At 35.0% G+C, this 16,878-nt stretch carries 17 protein-coding genes; 10 read left to right on the top strand and 7 right to left on the bottom strand.

All coding sequences use genetic code 11. The annotated features are described in order from the left end of the window. The first annotated feature begins 174 nt into the window (after positions 1-174). Positions 175-891: a tRNA (adenine(22)-N(1))-methyltransferase gene (locus AC6CHR_RS08625; protein ID WP_498248194.1), complete on the top strand. Its 717-nt coding sequence runs from the start codon at positions 175-177 to the stop codon at positions 889-891. After that, positions 888-2,009, top strand: a complete 1,122-nt coding sequence (locus AC6CHR_RS08620; protein ID WP_498248193.1) for a Nif3-like dinuclear metal center hexameric protein — start codon at positions 888-890, stop codon at positions 2,007-2,009. Before AC6CHR_RS08625 ends, AC6CHR_RS08620 begins: the two co-directional genes overlap by 4 nt. A 107-nt stretch (positions 2,010-2,116) precedes the next feature. On the opposite strand, the gene AC6CHR_RS08615 is transcribed toward AC6CHR_RS08620, so the two are convergent. Together AC6CHR_RS08615 and vrrA are read right to left on the bottom strand one after the other, a co-directional pair. Further along, on the bottom strand, positions 2,117-3,061 hold the full coding sequence (locus AC6CHR_RS08615; RefSeq protein ID WP_498248192.1) for a 4-hydroxy-3-methylbut-2-enyl diphosphate reductase: 945 nt from the start codon (positions 3,059-3,061) through the stop codon (positions 2,117-2,119). 138 nt (positions 3,062-3,199) lie between these two features. Further along, on the bottom strand, positions 3,200-3,844 hold the full coding sequence (vrrA, locus tag AC6CHR_RS08610; RefSeq protein ID WP_498248191.1) for a VrrA/YqfQ family protein: 645 nt from the start codon (positions 3,842-3,844) through the stop codon (positions 3,200-3,202). A 467-nt stretch (positions 3,845-4,311) separates the two neighbouring features. On the opposite strand from vrrA, the gene AC6CHR_RS08605 reads away from it, so the two are divergent. Both AC6CHR_RS08605 and AC6CHR_RS08600 read left to right on the top strand, forming a co-directional pair. Beyond that, positions 4,312-5,628, top strand: a complete 1,317-nt coding sequence (locus AC6CHR_RS08605) for a DEAD/DEAH box helicase (RefSeq protein WP_498248190.1) — start codon at positions 4,312-4,314, stop codon at positions 5,626-5,628. A gap of 11 nt (positions 5,629-5,639) precedes the next feature. Beyond that, positions 5,640-6,533, top strand: coding sequence for a deoxyribonuclease IV (locus tag AC6CHR_RS08600; protein ID WP_498248189.1), 894 nt, complete (start codon positions 5,640-5,642; stop codon positions 6,531-6,533). Positions 6,534-6,765: 232 nt separating this feature from the next. On the opposite strand, the gene AC6CHR_RS08595 is transcribed toward AC6CHR_RS08600, so the two are convergent. Further along, on the bottom strand, positions 6,766-7,020 hold the full coding sequence (locus AC6CHR_RS08595) for a DUF2624 domain-containing protein (RefSeq protein ID WP_498248188.1): 255 nt from the start codon (positions 7,018-7,020) through the stop codon (positions 6,766-6,768). 178 nt (positions 7,021-7,198) lie between these two features. Between AC6CHR_RS08595 and AC6CHR_RS08590 the strand changes: the two genes are divergently transcribed. From AC6CHR_RS08590 to zur, 3 genes are read left to right on the top strand one after another with little or no spacing between them, the layout of a single operon-like run. Beyond that, positions 7,199-7,960: a metal ABC transporter ATP-binding protein gene (locus tag AC6CHR_RS08590; protein WP_498248187.1), complete on the top strand. Its 762-nt coding sequence runs from the start codon at positions 7,199-7,201 to the stop codon at positions 7,958-7,960. 13 nt (positions 7,961-7,973) lie between these two features. Continuing rightward, on the top strand, positions 7,974-8,816 hold the full coding sequence (locus tag AC6CHR_RS08585; RefSeq protein ID WP_498248186.1) for a metal ABC transporter permease: 843 nt from the start codon (positions 7,974-7,976) through the stop codon (positions 8,814-8,816). Next, on the top strand, positions 8,813-9,223 hold the full coding sequence (gene zur / locus AC6CHR_RS08580) for a zinc uptake transcriptional repressor Zur (RefSeq protein WP_498248185.1): 411 nt from the start codon (positions 8,813-8,815) through the stop codon (positions 9,221-9,223). Before AC6CHR_RS08585 ends, zur begins: the two co-directional genes overlap by 4 nt. Positions 9,224-9,427: 204 nt before the next feature. On the opposite strand, the gene AC6CHR_RS08575 is transcribed toward zur, so the two are convergent. After that, positions 9,428-9,997: a hypothetical protein gene (locus AC6CHR_RS08575; RefSeq protein ID WP_498248184.1), complete on the bottom strand. Its 570-nt coding sequence runs from the start codon at positions 9,995-9,997 to the stop codon at positions 9,428-9,430. A gap of 142 nt (positions 9,998-10,139) precedes the next feature. On the opposite strand from AC6CHR_RS08575, the gene AC6CHR_RS08570 reads away from it, so the two are divergent. Beyond that, complete coding sequence (locus AC6CHR_RS08570; RefSeq protein ID WP_498248183.1) at positions 10,140-10,541, top strand: DUF308 domain-containing protein; 402 nt, start codon at positions 10,140-10,142, stop codon at positions 10,539-10,541. Positions 10,542-10,604: 63 nt separating this feature from the next. Here the strand turns inward: AC6CHR_RS08570 and ispG are convergent, their stop codons facing one another. Together ispG and yqfZ are read right to left on the bottom strand one after the other, a co-directional pair. Next, positions 10,605-11,717: a flavodoxin-dependent (E)-4-hydroxy-3-methylbut-2-enyl-diphosphate synthase gene (gene ispG / locus AC6CHR_RS08565; protein ID WP_498248182.1), complete on the bottom strand. Its 1,113-nt coding sequence runs from the start codon at positions 11,715-11,717 to the stop codon at positions 10,605-10,607. Between the two features lie 142 nt (positions 11,718-11,859). Beyond that, positions 11,860-12,198 (bottom strand): protein YqfZ, encoded by a 339-nt coding sequence (gene yqfZ, locus AC6CHR_RS08560; protein ID WP_498248181.1) that lies wholly within the window; start codon positions 12,196-12,198, stop codon positions 11,860-11,862. 215 nt (positions 12,199-12,413) lie between these two features. Between yqfZ and AC6CHR_RS08555 the strand changes: the two genes are divergently transcribed. After that, positions 12,414-14,171, top strand: coding sequence for a methyl-accepting chemotaxis protein (locus AC6CHR_RS08555; RefSeq protein ID WP_498248180.1), 1,758 nt, complete (start codon positions 12,414-12,416; stop codon positions 14,169-14,171). A gap of 37 nt (positions 14,172-14,208) precedes the next feature. Here the strand turns inward: AC6CHR_RS08555 and AC6CHR_RS08550 are convergent, their stop codons facing one another. Further along, positions 14,209-14,994: a DUF1189 domain-containing protein gene (locus tag AC6CHR_RS08550; RefSeq protein WP_498248179.1), complete on the bottom strand. Its 786-nt coding sequence runs from the start codon at positions 14,992-14,994 to the stop codon at positions 14,209-14,211. Positions 14,995-15,236: 242 nt separating this feature from the next. On the opposite strand from AC6CHR_RS08550, the gene AC6CHR_RS08545 reads away from it, so the two are divergent. Beyond that, positions 15,237-16,868, top strand: coding sequence for a Na/Pi cotransporter family protein (locus AC6CHR_RS08545; protein ID WP_498248178.1), 1,632 nt, complete (start codon positions 15,237-15,239; stop codon positions 16,866-16,868). Positions 16,869-16,878 lie beyond the last annotated feature (10 nt).

The raw sequence follows: 16,878 nt of genomic DNA, 5'->3' as shown, positions 1-16,878 counted from the left end.
TAAAAAGCGAATACAAAATACATAATTAAGCTAAAAATTCAGGTCAATATGCATTTGTATAAACTAGTGTTAACATTAGCATAAACATAAGTTAAAGCTAAGTACGACTTACCCTTCTTTAGAATTGATTCGTATAATAGCAGACATAATAAACAAACAAGGTAGTGGTGACAGATGAATGAAATGAAGCTTTCAAAAAGGCTCGAATCAGTAGCAAACTATATACCAAACAATGCAGTTTTTGCAGACATTGGTTCAGACCATGCCTATCTCCCGTGTTTTTCTATTTTACAGGGGAAAGCAAAAGCTGCAATAGCTGGGGAGATAACAGAGGGACCATATCTTTCCGCAAAAAAACAGGTAATGAAAAGTGATTTATCTGAAGTCATATCTGTTCGCAAAGGTGATGGCTTATCTGTGATAAAAGAAGGTGATGCTATTGATTGCATCACCATCGCAGGAATGGGAGGAAGTTTAATAAGAAAGATATTAGCAGACGGTAGAGAAAAGCTAACTAATGTCAATCGGCTTATTCTGCAACCAAACCTTCATGCTAATTTTCTTAGACAATGGCTGATTGACCAAGATTGGGAATTAATTGATGAGTCTATAATTGAAGAAGAAAATAAGGTATATGAAATATTAGTTGCCGAAAAAGGGGAAGCGCTTCGTCCATATCGATCCGATTCCTTTCAAGCAAGTTTATTAGTAGGACCTTTTTTAGCCCGAAAAAAATCCTCAGTCTTCGTAAAGAAATGGGCGGAAGAACGAAAGCATTGGAAAACGATCCTTGCTCAACTAGAACAAGCGGGACATACCTATGATAACAATGAAAAATATAGAGAGTTGGTCACAAAAATTAAACTTGTTGAGGAGGTCCTACAACCGTGATGAAAACCCCAAACGGATATGAGGTCATACAGTTATTCGAACAATTTTCTCCAAAGGCTTATGCAATAGAAGGAGATAAAATTGGATTACAAATAGGACGGCTAAATAAGCCAATTGAAAATGTTATGATCACATTAGATGTTGTTGAATCTGTAATTGATGAGGCAATTGAGAATAAGGTTGATTTGCTTATTGCACATCATCCACCTATTTTTCGACCGATTAAGAAATTAACAACTGATACAGTCTATGGGAAAATGATTGAAAAATGTATAAAGCATGATATTGCTGTATATGCTGCACACACTAACCTAGATGTTGCGCCAGATGGTGTAAATGATTTATTAGCACATGCCTTAGAGCTTACAAACCTCGAGGTACTTGTTCCGACATATGAAGACAAATTGAAAAAGTTAGTAGTATTTGTACCAGCGGAACATGAAAAAACTGTTAGGGAAGCGATTGGAAAAGCAGGTGCTGGTCATATAGGAAATTATAGCAATTGTGCTTTTACCACTAAAGGTGAAGGAAGTTTCTGTCCATTAGAAAATACGAACCCTTTTATAGGTGAGGAAGGGAAATTAGAAATTGTTTCGGAAGTTCGTTTAGAAACAATACTCCCTGAGTCACTTCAAAAGAGGATTGTACAAGCTATGATTAAAGCACACCCTTATGAAGAAGTTGCATATGATATTTATCCATTAGATAATTCTGGTCTAAGTCTTGGATTAGGTCGAGTAGGTCAAGTAAAAGAGGAGACTACTCTTAAAGAATTTGCTGAGTACATAAAAGTAAACCTCGATGTTGAACGGGTAAGAATGGTTGGTGACCCAAACTCAATAGTGAAAAAGGTGGCAGTTTTAGGCGGGGATGGCAACAAATACATTCAGCAGGCGAAGAATAAAGGTGCTGATGTATATATAACAGGTGACTTGTATTTTCATGTTGCCCAGGATGCATTAATGCTAGGATTAAATGTAATAGATCCTGGACATCATGTTGAAAAGGTTATGATCAAAGGGGTTTCATCTAAACTAGGGGACATGTGTAAAGAAAAAAAGTTTGCTGTTAATGTCTTTGGATCTGTGATTGATACAAATCCATTTATATTTGTATAATGTAATGGTTAGTTACAACTTACCGGAATGGAAAAATTTAATACAAAAACCCCATTACTCTCTATGCATATAAGAGTAATGGGGTTTTTTATCAAAAGTGATCTTAGTTAACTTTTAATTTTCACCTTAGGAAGAATCTTAGATAATGGAACTCGTTGGTCAAGATTCCATGTTGATTCGTCTTCATTATTATATTGCTCAAGAAACTGTATGACTTTTTTTGTAATGGGTGTAGGTGTTGATGCACCAGCTGTAACAGCAACTGTATTAACGTTTGTTAACCACTCGAGTTTAAGTTCACTTAAGTCTGAAATTCGATAAGCTGTAGTACCTGCAATTTGTTCCGATACTTGAGCTAGTCGGTTTGAATTATTACTTTTAGGATCTCCAACAACAATGGTTAAATCGGCTTCCTTAGCTTGTTCGGCAACAGCTTCTTGACGAACTTGGGTCGCTAAACAAATTTCACGATGGATTTCGACATGTGGATATTTTTCTTGTACTCTATCCATAATATCTGCAACATCCCATTGACTCATTGTGGTTTGGTTTGTAACCGTGATTTTTTCATTTTGAATGGATAGTTGATTTACATCTTCAATCGTTTCAACTAAATGGACAATTTCTGGTGCTACACCAACTGCGCCCTCAGGTTCAGGATGACCCTTTTTCCCTATATAAATCACATGAAATCCTTGAGCCTTTTTTTCAAGGATAAGGTCATGTGTTTTTGTTACATCTGGGCAGGTAGCATCGAGTGTCACTAGTCCCTTTTCTTTAGCTATTCTTCTAACTTCTGGTGATACACCATGTGCAGTAAAAACAATCGTACCTTGATTCACTTTTTCTAGGATTTCTAAGCGATTCGTGCCATCAAGAGTAATGATTCCATCCTCCTCAAAAGCATCTGTAACATGTTTATTATGAACAATCATTCCCAAGATATAGATTGGTCGGGGTAAAGATTTATCTAAAGCAGCGTTTTTTGCAATAACCATAGCATCAACAACGCCGTAACAATAACCACGTGGAGCAATTTTTATAACATCCATTTTAGTGCCTCCTTAAGAGATCAAAAAGGGAAAAACCTACCCCTTTTAAGTAAAAAAAAGCCCAAAAGCGGCTTTTTCATTTTAATATTCTCTTAATATTATAGCTAATATCTGAGGATATTACAAAGAGGAATATCCTCAGATATATAATTTAGGTTTAGATCGAGATGTAGTGGACGATGGATTTTTATTCTCAGGCAGTGTATTAACTTCTTCATTTGCTAATTTAGAGACAGATTTATTAGATGACAGTTTTCTAGGTTGATTATTCTCAACATTTTTTTCTTCAAATTGTAAGTTTGTTTCATTATCTTCACTAGTTTCAACTGAAGGTTTTGTGTCACTGACATCAGATTCAACAATGTCATCATTGTCATCGCTGACCGTGTCACCATTCTTTAATTCACGGTAGATCTTAATCATTGCGGGTAAGTTTTTAACTAATGGACCATATTGCTGTACCATCGGTGTTACTTGTTGGGCCATTCCTAACACCTTTTGAACGTTACCAAGCATCCCGGATATATTTGCTGGATTAGTTAAGCCTTGTAATGCACCGGAGGCTCTAGTGGCTCCTGCAGCACCCTGGATCATTCCTTGGGGGTTTGCTCCAGCACTAACACCCTGACTTCCAGGCATAAAACGTGAAATCAATCCTTTTAATCCACCGCTCCTAGTGGGTATTTGTTGACCAATTTGGCCACTGCCCATAATTGGACCTTGAAAAGGTGGCCGTCCCATTTGCATTTGACCCTGTTGTGGAAAAAAACCTCTTGTACTCATGGGAGGCCTCGGTCTTTGTGGAAACATAATGATAATTTCTCCTCTCAAAGTAAACTACTTTATTGATAAACTATGCCGAAGACAAAGAAATGGTATCCCATTTCTTTCATGATTAAAGGTTCTTTTCTAAAAGTTTTTGCTATAGCACGACCAAGCATATGACATAGTAATTAAATGAAACGTGCAAGAAAACTTACTTAATAAACAATTTTTACAAAAATTGTTTATTGAAAAGTCCATAAAAAGGGGCGGTAAGAACAATCCAATCATTGAAAATATAAGCTAGATAAATTCTAACGCATTTGAAAGGGTATTTTAAGTTCGGAGAGAATTCGCTTTGCGGTGCGAGATATGTCAGGTGCTTGCGCTTCCTGCCGTATAAGTTATAATGTAATGATGGAATGATAAAAGATATACACCCTTTTTAATGAGTGTGTCAAAGCTTTATCATAAAGGAGATGACATAAATGGTACAAACAAAATTTGAACGCTTTTCATTAAAGCCGTTTATTATAGAGGCAATAACAAAGGAATTAAACTTTTTTGAACCAACAGAAATTCAAGAAAGACTTATCCCTTCTATTTCAAGAGGCGAGAGTGCGATAGGTCAATCACAAACAGGTACTGGGAAAACACATGCGTACCTGTTACCATTGTTAAACAAGATTGACGTAGAAAAAAGAGAAGTACAAGTCGTTATCACAACTCCAACAAGAGAACTAGCGACACAAATTTATAATGAGGTTGTTAAAATTATTTCTTTCTCGGAGGAAGAAATTGTCGCTAAGTGCTATATTGGAGGAACCGATAAACAACGTACGATCGACAAATTAAGGAATCAACCACAGATAGTAGTTGGGACACCTGGTAGAATTAACGATCTTGTGAAGGAGCAAGCGTTAATTGTTAATAAGGTTCGCACACTGGTTGTCGATGAGGCAGATTTAATGCTTGACATGGGATTTATTAAAGAAGTGGATATGATAGCTGTACAAATGCCAGATAAGCTCCAAATTCTTGTGTTTTCAGCGACAATCCCTGAAAAGCTTAAACCATTTTTGAAAAAATATTTAGAAAATCCAAAATTTACTCACGTTGCACCTAAACAAGTAACAGCAGCAAAAATTGAGCATGTATTAGTTCCAGTAAGACATCGAGACAAATACAAACTTGTCTATGATATTTTAGTGGATTTTAATCCCTTTTTAGCCATCGTTTTTACCAATACGAAAAAAAATGCGGATGCAGTAGCTGATGCCCTTTTAGAAAAGGGATTAAAAGTTGGAAGAATACACGGTGACCTTTCTCCTCGTGATCGTAAAAAAATGATGAGACAAATTAATGACCTAGAATTTCAATATGTAGTCGCAACAGATTTGGCAGCTCGTGGTATAGATATAAAGGGTGTAAGTCACATTCTTAACTATGAGATTCCTACGACAGAGTTAGATTTCTATATTCATCGTGTAGGAAGAACTGCTCGTGCAGGTAGCTCAGGAATAGCGGTTACATTGTTTGAAACATCTGATGAAGATGCATTAAACAAATTAGAGAAGTTAGGAATTGAATTTGTAAATAAAGATTTTGTTGGTGGAGAATGGAAAGATCTAGATGATCGTAAACGCCGTCAAAAAAGAGGTAAACTTGCTAACAGTGCAGATGCTGTAGCCAAAACGATGGTACAGAAGCCAAAACAAGTTAAACCTGGTTATAAAAAGAAAATGAATCGTGAAATGGATCAAATTAAAAAGAGAAAAAGAAGATTAGATAAGCGAAGTAAATAGGGGGAAGAAGGATGCTAAAGATTGGTTCACATGTATCAATGAGTGGTAAAAATATGCTCTTAGCTGCTAGTGAAGAAGCGGTATCTTACGGATCTAATACATTTATGATCTATACAGGAGCACCACAAAACACAAGACGTAAGAAAATAGAGGATTTAAATATTGAAGCTGGACAAGCTCATATGAATGCAAATGACATTGATGAGATTGTTGTTCATGCACCATATATTATTAATGTGGGTAACTCTGTCAATCCTGCTACGTTTAAGCTTGGTGTTGACTTCCTTCGATCAGAAATTGAACGTACACATGCATTAGGTGCAAGACAAATCGTTCTACATCCTGGAGCACATGTAGGGGCAGGAGCTGAGGTTGGGATTAATAAGATCATTGAAGGTCTGAATGAAGTATTAGAACAAGACCAAGAAGTACAAATTGCTTTAGAGACAATGGCTGGAAAAGGGACTGAATGCGGACGTTCCTTTGATGAACTAGCAAAAATTATTGATGGTGTTACACATAATCAACATTTATCGATATGTTTTGATACATGTCATACACATGATGCGGGATATGATATCGTCAATGATTTTGATGGGGTTTTGGAGCAATTTGATTCAATTATTGGTCTTGAACGTCTCAAAGTACTACATATAAATGATAGTAAGAATCCTGTTGGAGCAAGCAAAGATCGCCATGAAAATATAGGGTTTGGCCATATTGGATTTGAGGCATTAAGTAAAGTGATTCATCACCCTTCATTACTTAATGTGCCGAAAATTTTAGAAACACCTTATGTAGGTGAAGACAAGAAGTACAAAAAGCCACCCTATAAATTCGAAATTAATATGTTAAAAGAACAAACATTTGATGAAAAGTTGTTAGAAAAAATAATTAATCAATAAAGCTCTTTTCTCAAAGATTGCTGCGCAAACTAGTTGAAGCTGTTTTCAAAGATGATCACTGAGAGCATCTAAACGAAAAGAGGAAAACTTAAGTCTGAATATAGAAATGAGTGTGTTTTTAATAACAACCTGCTTTTCTAAAATCACAATAAAAGATCATAATAAAAGGCTTACCTCGGAGAATTTACTTCCGGAGTAAGCCTCTTATTTCGTGTTCATAAGCTGTAAGTATTTAATTAGTGAATTTTTGAAATATTAGATTTACCTGTTGAGCTGTTTGTGGTGAGGTAATAGTAGAAATTTTTTCTAAAAGCTGCTTTCTCTCATTTTGGTTAAAAATATTGATGTTTTGGCCATGCATTGTTTTTACTACCTCTGCAGCCTGGGCTCGACCGATCGAAACGTTAAATTGTTTAGCGTACTGCATAAGCTCCTCTACAGATATATTGTTAAGTTTTTGGTTAATAATTCTCTGAAATAAGATCATTTTCAAACCTCCCTCTCAAACAATGTATGGAGGTTTCATTAAAATGTGCTATCCTGTTTATTTAAAAAACTTTCTTTACATGTTAAAGATTAACCTGTATAATTTATTTGTTATAAAGGAATTTCTTTTTCTTGATTTTAAATCGTAACGATTCTTAATTCGAAAAGGATGAAGAACAATGAAACAACCAATTATTGAAATGAATCACGTGAATTTCACATATGAAAGGCAAAGAGTATTAGAAGATATTAATATAATTGTGGAACAAGGTAGCTTTTTAGGACTAGTTGGACCAAATGGTTCTGGTAAAACAACCTTATTAAAATGCCTGTTAGGATTGTTGAAACCGCAGAGCGGTGAAATTATGCTGTTCGGCCAATCTATCCAAAAGTTTAAAAATTGGCATGAAATTGGATTTGTATCTCAAAAGGCCAATAGCTTTAACACAGGTTTTCCTGCCTCTGTATTTGAGGTTGTTTCTAGTGGTTTAACCTCTAAATTAGGTTTATTTAAATTTATGAGTCAGGAAGATCGTAAAAATGTTTATCAGGCAATTGAAGCTGTCGGGTTATCTGAATTTACTAAGCGAAATATTGGAGAGCTTTCAGGAGGGCAACAGCAGCGGACTTTTATTGCACGTGCCATTGTTAGTAATCCGAAGCTATTAATCCTAGACGAGCCAACTGTAGGCGTAGATGCTCAAACTGTGGAAAGCTTTTATGAAATGCTGACACATTTGAATCAGAATTTAGGTATTACTCTCATTTTAGTTACTCATGATATAGGAACAATTACTGATAAGGTCTCACATGTGGCTTGTATAAATAAACATTTACATTTTCATGGGAATGCTTTGGAATTTGAATCACTAAAGGAAAAGGAAATGTCCGATTTTTATGGACATTCTATACATGTGTTAACACATGACCACTCCCATTAATGGAGGATATACTATGTTAAGTAGCATTTTTGAATATGAATTTTTACAAAATGCCTTTCTATCAGGCATGCTAATCGGATTAATCGCTCCACTCCTAGGTGTTTTTGTTGTCGTAAGGAGAATGTCACTAATTGCAGATGCCTTAAGTCATGTAACGTTAGCTGGAATAGCGGCTAGCCTTTTACTAGAAAAAAAGGTAGCCTTTTTCACTGGTTTGAACCCTATCTACCTAGGCATGGCTTTTTCGGTGACAGGATCCCTATTTATTGAAAAACTCCGAACTGTATATAAGCATTATCAGGAACTCGCGATCCCAATTATTTTATCAAGTGGCGTAGGGATAAGTGTAATTTTTATCTCATTAGCGGACGGATTTAACACGGATCTATTTAGTTACTTATTCGGGAGCATCAGTGCAGTAAGCCGAACAGACTTATTTGTAATAATTGTAATTACTGTTCTTGTAATCGTTATGATATTCCTATTGTATAAGGAACTCTTCTTGTTGTCTTTTGATGAAGAACATGCCACAGCATCTGGTATACATGCAAAATGGATTCACTTTATATTTATCTTAATCGTTGCTTTAGTAATTGCAGGGTCGATGAGAATTGTCGGTATCCTCTTAGTTTCGTCGTTAATGACGCTTCCGGTAGCAGCAAGTATTCGTATTGCAAAAGGTTTTAAACAAACTATTTTCTTTTCTGTACTATTTGGTGAAATTTCTGTTATTATTGGATTATTCCTAGCTTATTATTTAGATTTAGCTCCTGGAGGAACGATTGTTATCTTATCTGTACTTATCCTTATTTTGGCAATTTTTTGGAATAAATTAACGAAGGGGAAAGTTTCATGAATGTTCAAGAAGCTCTCGACTTATTAAAGGAAAAAGGCTATAAATATACAAATAAAAGAGAAGAAATGCTTCAACTTTTTGCAAATTATGACAAGTATCTAACGGCAAAAGATGTATTAGAGGTATTAAAGGATGATTATCCTGGGCTTAGCTTTGATACGATTTATCGGAATTTATCACTATTCGCAGATTTAGGTATTTTTGAAATGACTGAGCTGTCAGGGGAAAAACATTTTAGATTCACATGTGATACCATGCATCATCATCATCATTTTATCTGTTTACAATGTGGGAAAACAAAAGAGATACCTGGCTGTCCAATGGGTAATTTAGAAAAAAACTTATCGGGATATGACATTAGTGGTCATAAGTTCGAGGTGTACGGGACTTGTCCACAATGTCATTAAGAACTATTGGCGACAAGCATAAGACGAGCCTGCTGTACGGCTTAGCTTATTACCTAGGTAATAAGGGGTTTAGTTTTCCCCCTCGAGCCAATGGCGCCTTTAATTATGTACAAAGTGAAATATTTCGGAGGCAAAAAAAGAACTCTTTTATAAGAGCTCTTTTTTTTGCCTCTTTATGGTGGACTGGAGGAAGGTGAGGCGCAATTAAATTTGAACTTTACACCATTGTTCGACCCATTCTTTTGCCTCTAACCAATCATTCACCCTAATTACGCCTTTCGGAACAGGCTCTTGATTATATGGAGTATTAAATAAAACAACAGGTATTTGGTGTTCCTCACTTATCATACAGGCATTGTCGTGCTTGTCCTCAAAAAAGATAGAAACATTATTATTTTTTACAGCATCCAACTTATTATGAGTCCCAATTAATTCAATATGATGGTAAAAAAGTTCACGGTCTTTAAACCAGGTGTAAGTTATATCAAGTAAGTGTTTTCTTCTGGCACTAATAAAAAGAAGTTGATGTTCTTCTTTCCATTCGTCTAAAACAGCCTTTGCATGCAAGGCAAGGGGTGCTTCTTGATAAATAATTGGTTCAAACTCATCCATCCATTTCCAAAAATCAGTCTCAGTAATATTTAAAATCTTCGTTAAATCATATTGGATTAAATCATTATAGGTTAGTGATTTATTAAATGATTTATTTAAATATGGTACAAATGTTTTAGGATCTGTAACTGTACCGTCAATATCAATTCCTAGTCGTAGCATAAAATGCACTCTCCCTTGATGATTCCTACTAGTAGTGTACCATAATTGATTTTTAATCGAACAGAAATGTTTTACAGTTATAGTTCCTCTTCAAATGCTCATAATAGTAATGCTTCTTTATTTATGAAAGGAAGGGATCTTAATGGCAGACGAAAACAAGTTCAAAAGTCCAGAACAAGATCGTTTTAGTAACCCTGATTACAGGGGGATAACGCCACTAGATCAAGAAATTGAACGTGATTACAATACAGAGTCAGCAGCTGAAATAGCAGCGCCTGTATATGTGAACAGAAACAATACAAAATCTGATTATAAATCAGAGGATGTAAATCAAGATGGTCAAACAGCAGGTAGAGGAATGGGATTTTTAGCACTTGCAATGTCTATAATTTCATTGTTTTTTTTACCTGTATTACTAGGAGCAGCAGGTATAATCGTTGGTTTTATCGCCCGTAGAAAGGGTGCTAAAACGATCGGTGCTTGGGCAATTGGAATTGGTATCGTTTCCCTTGTCTTAGGAATTTTTATCACGCCATTTTTTTAAAAATGGTTGATAGGGTTAAAATAAGGAAAAAAAAGGAATCGGTTTATCCCCGATTCCTTTTTCTTATGCTTTTAGTTCTGCTTGTTCAGCTCTTTGTTTTGCAAAGTGCTCCTCAGCAATTTTATCTATTTCAATTTTTAATTCCTCAACCATTGTTTTTTCTGGGACCTTACGAATGATTTCCCCTTTACGGAATAGGAGACCCTCTCCACGAGCACCAGCTATGCCGATATCAGCTTCTCGTGCTTCTCCAGGTCCATTTACAGCACAACCTAATACAGCAACCTTAATGGGAGCTTTTATTTTTGAAATGTATTCTTCAACTTCATTTGCGATACTTATCAAATCTATCTCAATACGTCCACATGTCGGACAGGAAATTAAAGTAGCAGCATTAGCAGCCAACCCAAACGATTTAAGTAGCTCACGAGCAACTTTAACTTCCTCAACTGGATCAGCACTCAAGGAAATACGAAGTGTGTTTCCGATCCCTTTATTTAAGATGACTCCTAATCCAGCAGCGCTTTTCACTGTTCCAGCAAAAAGTGTACCTGATTCTGTGATCCCTAAATGGAGGGGATAATCGAATGCCTTTGCAGCTTTTTCGTAGGCCTCAATGGCTAAGTGTACGTCAGATGCCTTCATAGAAACAATAATATCGTGGAAATCTAAGTCTTCGAGAATTTTAATGTGATGTAGTGCACTTTCTACCATTCCATCAGCAGTTGGATAGCCATACTTTTCTAAAATTCTTTTTTCAAGAGACCCAGCATTTACGCCAATTCGAATGGGAATCCCTTTTTCTTTTGCAGCTTTCACGACTGCTTCTACTTTTTCTCTTCTCCCAATATTACCAGGATTAATTCTAATCTTATCTGCTCCACCTTCAATTGCCTTCAGTGCAAGCTTATAATCAAAATGAATATCTACTACTAGAGGTATATTTATTCTTTTTTTAATTTCAGCAATAGCATCCGCTGCTCTTTCATCGGGGCAGGCAACACGAACGATCTGACAGCCAGCCTCTTCCAAACGATTAATTTCAGCTACTGTTGCTTCGACATCATGTGTTTTTGTAGTTGTCATACTTTGGATAACAACTTCATTATTTCCACCAATCGTTAGGTTCCCTACTTTAATTGGGCGAGTTTTAGTACGATGTATAAGTTCACTCACGTGTAAATCGCTCCTTAGTAAAAAATAAATTCTAAATCCTTAACCATCATTATTAATGATACGTGACTTTGTTTATTATTTCTAGTAAATATACTTACCAAAATTCATTTTATAAGGACATATACTAAATAACAAGTATTGATTATTGTTTGTACTCCGGAAATCGATAAGTCTTACCTATTATAATCGATTCTGCTTTCACCTTCGAATTTAAAGTTTCAAAATCCTCAATAAGTCTTTCGATCGATGTAGGCAAACGACCGTGATATTGTTCAGTAATCGATAGTAGGGTATCGCCATTCTTAATTGTTTTCTCGTAGGACGGGACTGTTGGACTATTATTGTCTCTGTTTGAGTTAAGTGATTTTTGCTCAACATTAGTATTTGTCATACTAAGTACAGGAAGAGTACCGACTTTAAGATCGTAGTAAACAATATAACAAAGGAAAAGACCAATTAATAGTAATGAAATTCGTTTCATTTTACTTCCCCCAATAATAATAAACTGATTAGAACATATATATGCTTGTCCTAGTCAATTATTCCACCATACAATAATAGACAAAAAATAGTCATAATGATTCATTGTTAAAATTGAGTCTTATTAACTAATTTAACCAAATGTTTACAAAGGGTTTACACACTCTTAATAATTCCCTGTCATAATTCTAATGGTACTGGAGATAGGGGTGTCAAATGGAAAAACTAAGAATGATTTTCAAAAGGAAAAGTAATAGAGGAAGGAAATACCAGAAAGATCGGGGGAAAATAGAAAATAAGCAATCTTTCTTGTTGAAATTCTCACTTAAAACTAGGCTAATTATAATGGTATTATCCTTATTATTATCGTCATCTAGCTTAATAGGCCTTACATCCTATAGTAAATCTAAAGAAACAACGATGGAAATTATCGAGGATCGTCTATATAGAGAGGTAAATACAACCTCTGATATCATCCAAAATTTAGCTTTTGCTTATGTTGGTGACCAAGAAGAATTTATCAATCGTGTAAATGGAGTTGTGATGCCAAGTCAATCAACTGCACTCATTCAAGATGGGTTACCAGCAACGTTCTTCTTAGTGACTAAAGAAGGTGCGAAGCCAATGGCTATTAATAAAGTACCAGAAATGAAATTAACAAATAAACTTGCTGACGAAATAGTGGCAATGGATCATGGTGTCCTATATAAAAAGATAGGAGGAAAAGAATACACCTTAACCTTTAAAGAAATACAAGAATTAAAAGGAATCTATCTTATTATCGTACCAACGGATAAATATATGGAACCCGTGAATCAATTAGCCATGTTTATTTTTATCGTTTGTATAGTTAGTATCATATTGATGACAATCGTCCTATTCCTCCTCGTAAAAAGTTTAACAAAGCCATTATCGATTTTAAGAGATGCTATGAGGAGAATAAGGGATGGAGACTTATCGCAAGAGGTAACCTTATCAACAACTATTCCAGAAATCAAATCATTAAATAAAAGCTTCAATCAAATGATGAAACATATGCGTGCAATGATCTTACATATAAATAGTACAACTAGTGAATTATTTACAACAGGGGTCAAATTAAAAAAGGCATCAGGTAATGTAATGGTCCAAAACAACCAATTAGTTGAAGCGATAAAAGTGGTAAGAACAGGGGCTGAAGAAACGGCAACTAGCTCAGATGAAAATGTAGAAACGTTTCAGAACGTAAAAAGGGACATAACCAAACTTTTGCAAAATATCGATATTGTTTATGAGAGCGCCACAGATATGAATACCTCTTCAATAAATGGTGAAGCACGTATCTCTGAAATGATTTTATCAATGAATGAGATTGATCATGAATTCCATAAACTAACAACAACAATAAATGGTGTGAAGGATAACTCAATGATTATTAAAAATATTGTTGGTATCATTCAAGCAATAGCAGAACAAACAAAATTTTTAGCATTAAATGCAACCATAGAAGCAGCACATGCGGGTGAGGCTGGAAAAGGATTTGCTGTAGTCGCAAATGAAGTCCGTAAGCTTGCAGAGCAATCATCAAAAGCGACAGAGGATATCACGAGTACAGTAAGAATGATGGAGGAGATTTCCGATCAAGCGGCTAATGAATCAAATGCAATGCAAATAAAAGTTAAATCTCACCTATTAGTAGCTGGTGAATCGAAGGATGCTTTTGATTTATTAATGGATGGAATTTCCAAATTAAATGATGAACTAACTGGCATGAAGGACTATTTACATGTAATTAATAGATCACTACCTAAAATGGAAAGGTCCTCAGAAAATATTGTATTCATATCCCAAGAAACATTAGCAAGTGCAGAAGAAATGCTTGCTTCATCAGAAGGGCAAATTGAGCAAATAAATCAAAACCACGAGATGGGGCTAATTCTTACAGAATTATCGAAGTCACTATCTGACAGTACAAAGTCCTATAGATTAAAATAAAGAACGCGGAATTTTCCACGTTCTTTATTTTGTCTTATTATTGTACTTGTGCTGTTTTAGGTTTTTTTGAAGGAGGTACCTCTTTCAAAACTAAGTATAGGACAATTAAATGAACAAACCAATTTATTAAGAAACCACCAGGTACAATTACTTGTAAGAAATCCATGATAAAGAAAAAGATTGTTGCTAATGTTGTAGCATATGCCGAAATAACCCATATTTGTTTGAAATTCAATTTTCTTTGTAAGCTATTCTTAAGGCCCAAGCCAAATAAAGCTAAAATTGTCACGCCAATGAATTTGATAAATGCCCCAAATAAAAACATAACTACAACTAAAATTGAAAGAATAATAGGTAATAATTGATCGAGTTGTTTTGAAAGATCAATTAGGTCTTCTTTCGATAATGACATATCCAATATACTATATTCTTGCGATTGTGATTGGCCATTTGCAGCAAATACAAAGCGATCCTTTAAGATACCGATTGCATTCTCTTTTGCTTCTATTTCTTCTACACCATATGTTCCCGTATCATCTAGTATGACAATAAAGTCATCCTGCTTAATTTCAATAGGTTTTTCTGAGTCGACTGTAAGTTCGCCATCGTCAATTGAAAAGGATGGCAATTCCTCACGTAAGGTTACATCAAATTCTTTTAACCCATCTGTTAAGCTATTGGTAAAATGAAATGCAGTGGGAATAGTACTTAGTAAAGCCAACATAAATACATATAATATCGTTTTCCCTATCCCTTGAAAACGAAAAGTAGAGATAAGCTTTGGCGAGTAAATACTAACATAAAATTGTTTAAATACATTCATGAACAAAAGACACATCCTTCTTATTTGTACGCTTATATTTTATATCCCACACGAGGATATTACAAGAAAAGAACTAAATAATTGCAATTCTATGTATGAAAACGCTTATTATTAAATAAATATTAAATTTTTGAAAAGAATTGTAGAAAACATCTTTACAATAAAACGTTAAATCGTTAATAATTGTAAGGGTTGTAGATGTTTGTCGACTTAAGGCGAATAAAAACGAGGGGTTGAAAATTTTGGAACTAGATATCCAGAAGATGATATTTGAATTTGTTGGTGGTCTGGGGATATTTTTATTTGGTATCAAATATATGGGGGACGGACTTCAACGATCTGCAGGTGATAAACTTAGAGATATATTAGATAAGTTTACGACCAATCCTATAATGGGTGTTTTAGCAGGTATCATTGTAACAGTATTAATTCAATCTAGTAGTGGTACAACAGTTATAACTGTTGGGTTGGTTAGTGCAGGATTTATGACATTAAGACAGGCGATCGGTGTCATAATGGGTGCAAATATCGGAACTACTGTCACTGCGTTCATTATCGGTATAAATGTTTCAGATTATGCCTTACCTATAATTTTTGTTGGAGCTATTATGCTTTTTTTCTTTAAAAATAAACGTGTACATAACTTTGGTCAAATTGTTTTTGGCTTTGGTGCCTTGTTCTTTGGTCTTGAACTAATGGGTGACGGTATGAAACCATTAGAAGGTCTTCAGGCATTCCATGAATTAACATTAAGTATGAGTGCAAGTCCATTATTAGGTGTAGTTGTTGGAACAGTATTTACTGTAGTAGTTCAAAGCTCAAGTGCTACGATTGGAATCCTTCAGGAATTATTTAGTCAAGGGCTAATTGACATAAATGCAGCATTACCAGTCCTTTTCGGTGATAATATTGGAACAACAATTACTGCTGTATTAGCATCAATTGGAGCGTCAATTGCTGCAAGACGTGCAGCATTAACACATGTCATTTTTAATTTAATAGGTTCTACAGTTTTCTTGATTTTTTTGCCCTTATTTACAATCTTTATCGAGTATTTACAAGGTTCAATGGAACTGAATTCAGAAATGACGATCGCATTTGCACACGGTACGTTTAACATGACAAATACGTTAATCCAGCTACCATTTGTTGGAGTGCTTGCTTGGATTGTAACAAAGCTTATTCCTGGTGAGGACTCAATGATTGAATATAAACCAAAACACCTTGATCCGATTTTTATAGAACAATCTTCTTCTATTGCTTTAGGACAAGCAAAGGAAGAAGTACTTCGAATGGGTCATTTTGCAACGATCGGATTAGAGGAATCGAGCTTATACCAACAGACATACTCACAAAAGCATGCAGATACAGCGACGCAACTAGAGGATGCTATAAATAACTTAGATCGAAAAATCACCGATTATTTAATTTTAATTTCAAGAAGCGAAATGTCCACTGCTGAATCAGAAGAGCATAGCATGTTAATGGATACAGTTCGAGATATTGAACGAATTGGGGACCATTTTGAGAATGTTGTTGAATTAGTTGCTTTCCAGTTAACAAATAAAGTAAAGTTATCAGATTCAGCTAAACAGGACTTAGATGATATGTTTAACTTAACAATTCAAACCTTAAAAGATGCTTTAACAGCTTTAGATGATAAAGATACAGCTTTGGCAACACAAGTACAGAAATCGGAAGATCAAATTGATAAAATGGAACGGACTTTACGTAAGAAACACATTTTAAGAATTAATGAGGGTTCTTGCACGGGTTCATCTGGTATTGTGTTTGTAGATATTATTAGTAATCTAGAACGAATCGGAGACCATTGTGTAAATATTGCAGATGCAGTTTTAGGTTATAAAGATTAATATATGTGAA

This window comes from Metabacillus sp. GQ13, from assembly GCF_059758525.1.
The sequence above is the reverse complement of the archived record's forward strand: the minus strand, read 5'-3'. Positions and strand labels throughout refer to the sequence as shown.

What these genes read in the sequence shown, in the direction of transcription:
- AC6CHR_RS08625 (WP_498248194.1), top strand. Translation starts at nt 175, where the DNA reads ATGAATGAAATGAAGCTTTCAAAAAGGCTCGAATCAGTAGCAAACTAT.
- AC6CHR_RS08615 (WP_498248192.1), bottom strand. Translation starts at nt 3,061, where the DNA reads ATGGATGTTATAAAAATTGCTCCACGTGGTTATTGTTACGGCGTTGTT.
- vrrA (WP_498248191.1), bottom strand. Translation starts at nt 3,844, where the DNA reads ATGAGTACAAGAGGTTTTTTTCCACAACAGGGTCAAATGCAAATGGGA.
- AC6CHR_RS08605 (WP_498248190.1), top strand. Translation starts at nt 4,312, where the DNA reads ATGGTACAAACAAAATTTGAACGCTTTTCATTAAAGCCGTTTATTATA.
- AC6CHR_RS08600 (WP_498248189.1), top strand. Translation starts at nt 5,640, where the DNA reads ATGCTAAAGATTGGTTCACATGTATCAATGAGTGGTAAAAATATGCTC.
- AC6CHR_RS08595 (WP_498248188.1), bottom strand. Translation starts at nt 7,020, where the DNA reads ATGATCTTATTTCAGAGAATTATTAACCAAAAACTTAACAATATATCT.
- AC6CHR_RS08590 (WP_498248187.1), top strand. Translation starts at nt 7,199, where the DNA reads ATGAAACAACCAATTATTGAAATGAATCACGTGAATTTCACATATGAA.
- AC6CHR_RS08585 (WP_498248186.1), top strand. Translation starts at nt 7,974, where the DNA reads ATGTTAAGTAGCATTTTTGAATATGAATTTTTACAAAATGCCTTTCTA.
- zur (WP_498248185.1), top strand. Translation starts at nt 8,813, where the DNA reads ATGAATGTTCAAGAAGCTCTCGACTTATTAAAGGAAAAAGGCTATAAA.
- AC6CHR_RS08575 (WP_498248184.1), bottom strand. Translation starts at nt 9,997, where the DNA reads ATGCTACGACTAGGAATTGATATTGACGGTACAGTTACAGATCCTAAA.
- AC6CHR_RS08570 (WP_498248183.1), top strand. Translation starts at nt 10,140, where the DNA reads ATGGCAGACGAAAACAAGTTCAAAAGTCCAGAACAAGATCGTTTTAGT.
- yqfZ (WP_498248181.1), bottom strand. Translation starts at nt 12,198, where the DNA reads ATGAAACGAATTTCATTACTATTAATTGGTCTTTTCCTTTGTTATATT.
- AC6CHR_RS08555 (WP_498248180.1), top strand. Translation starts at nt 12,414, where the DNA reads ATGGAAAAACTAAGAATGATTTTCAAAAGGAAAAGTAATAGAGGAAGG.
- AC6CHR_RS08550 (WP_498248179.1), bottom strand. Translation starts at nt 14,994, where the DNA reads ATGAATGTATTTAAACAATTTTATGTTAGTATTTACTCGCCAAAGCTT.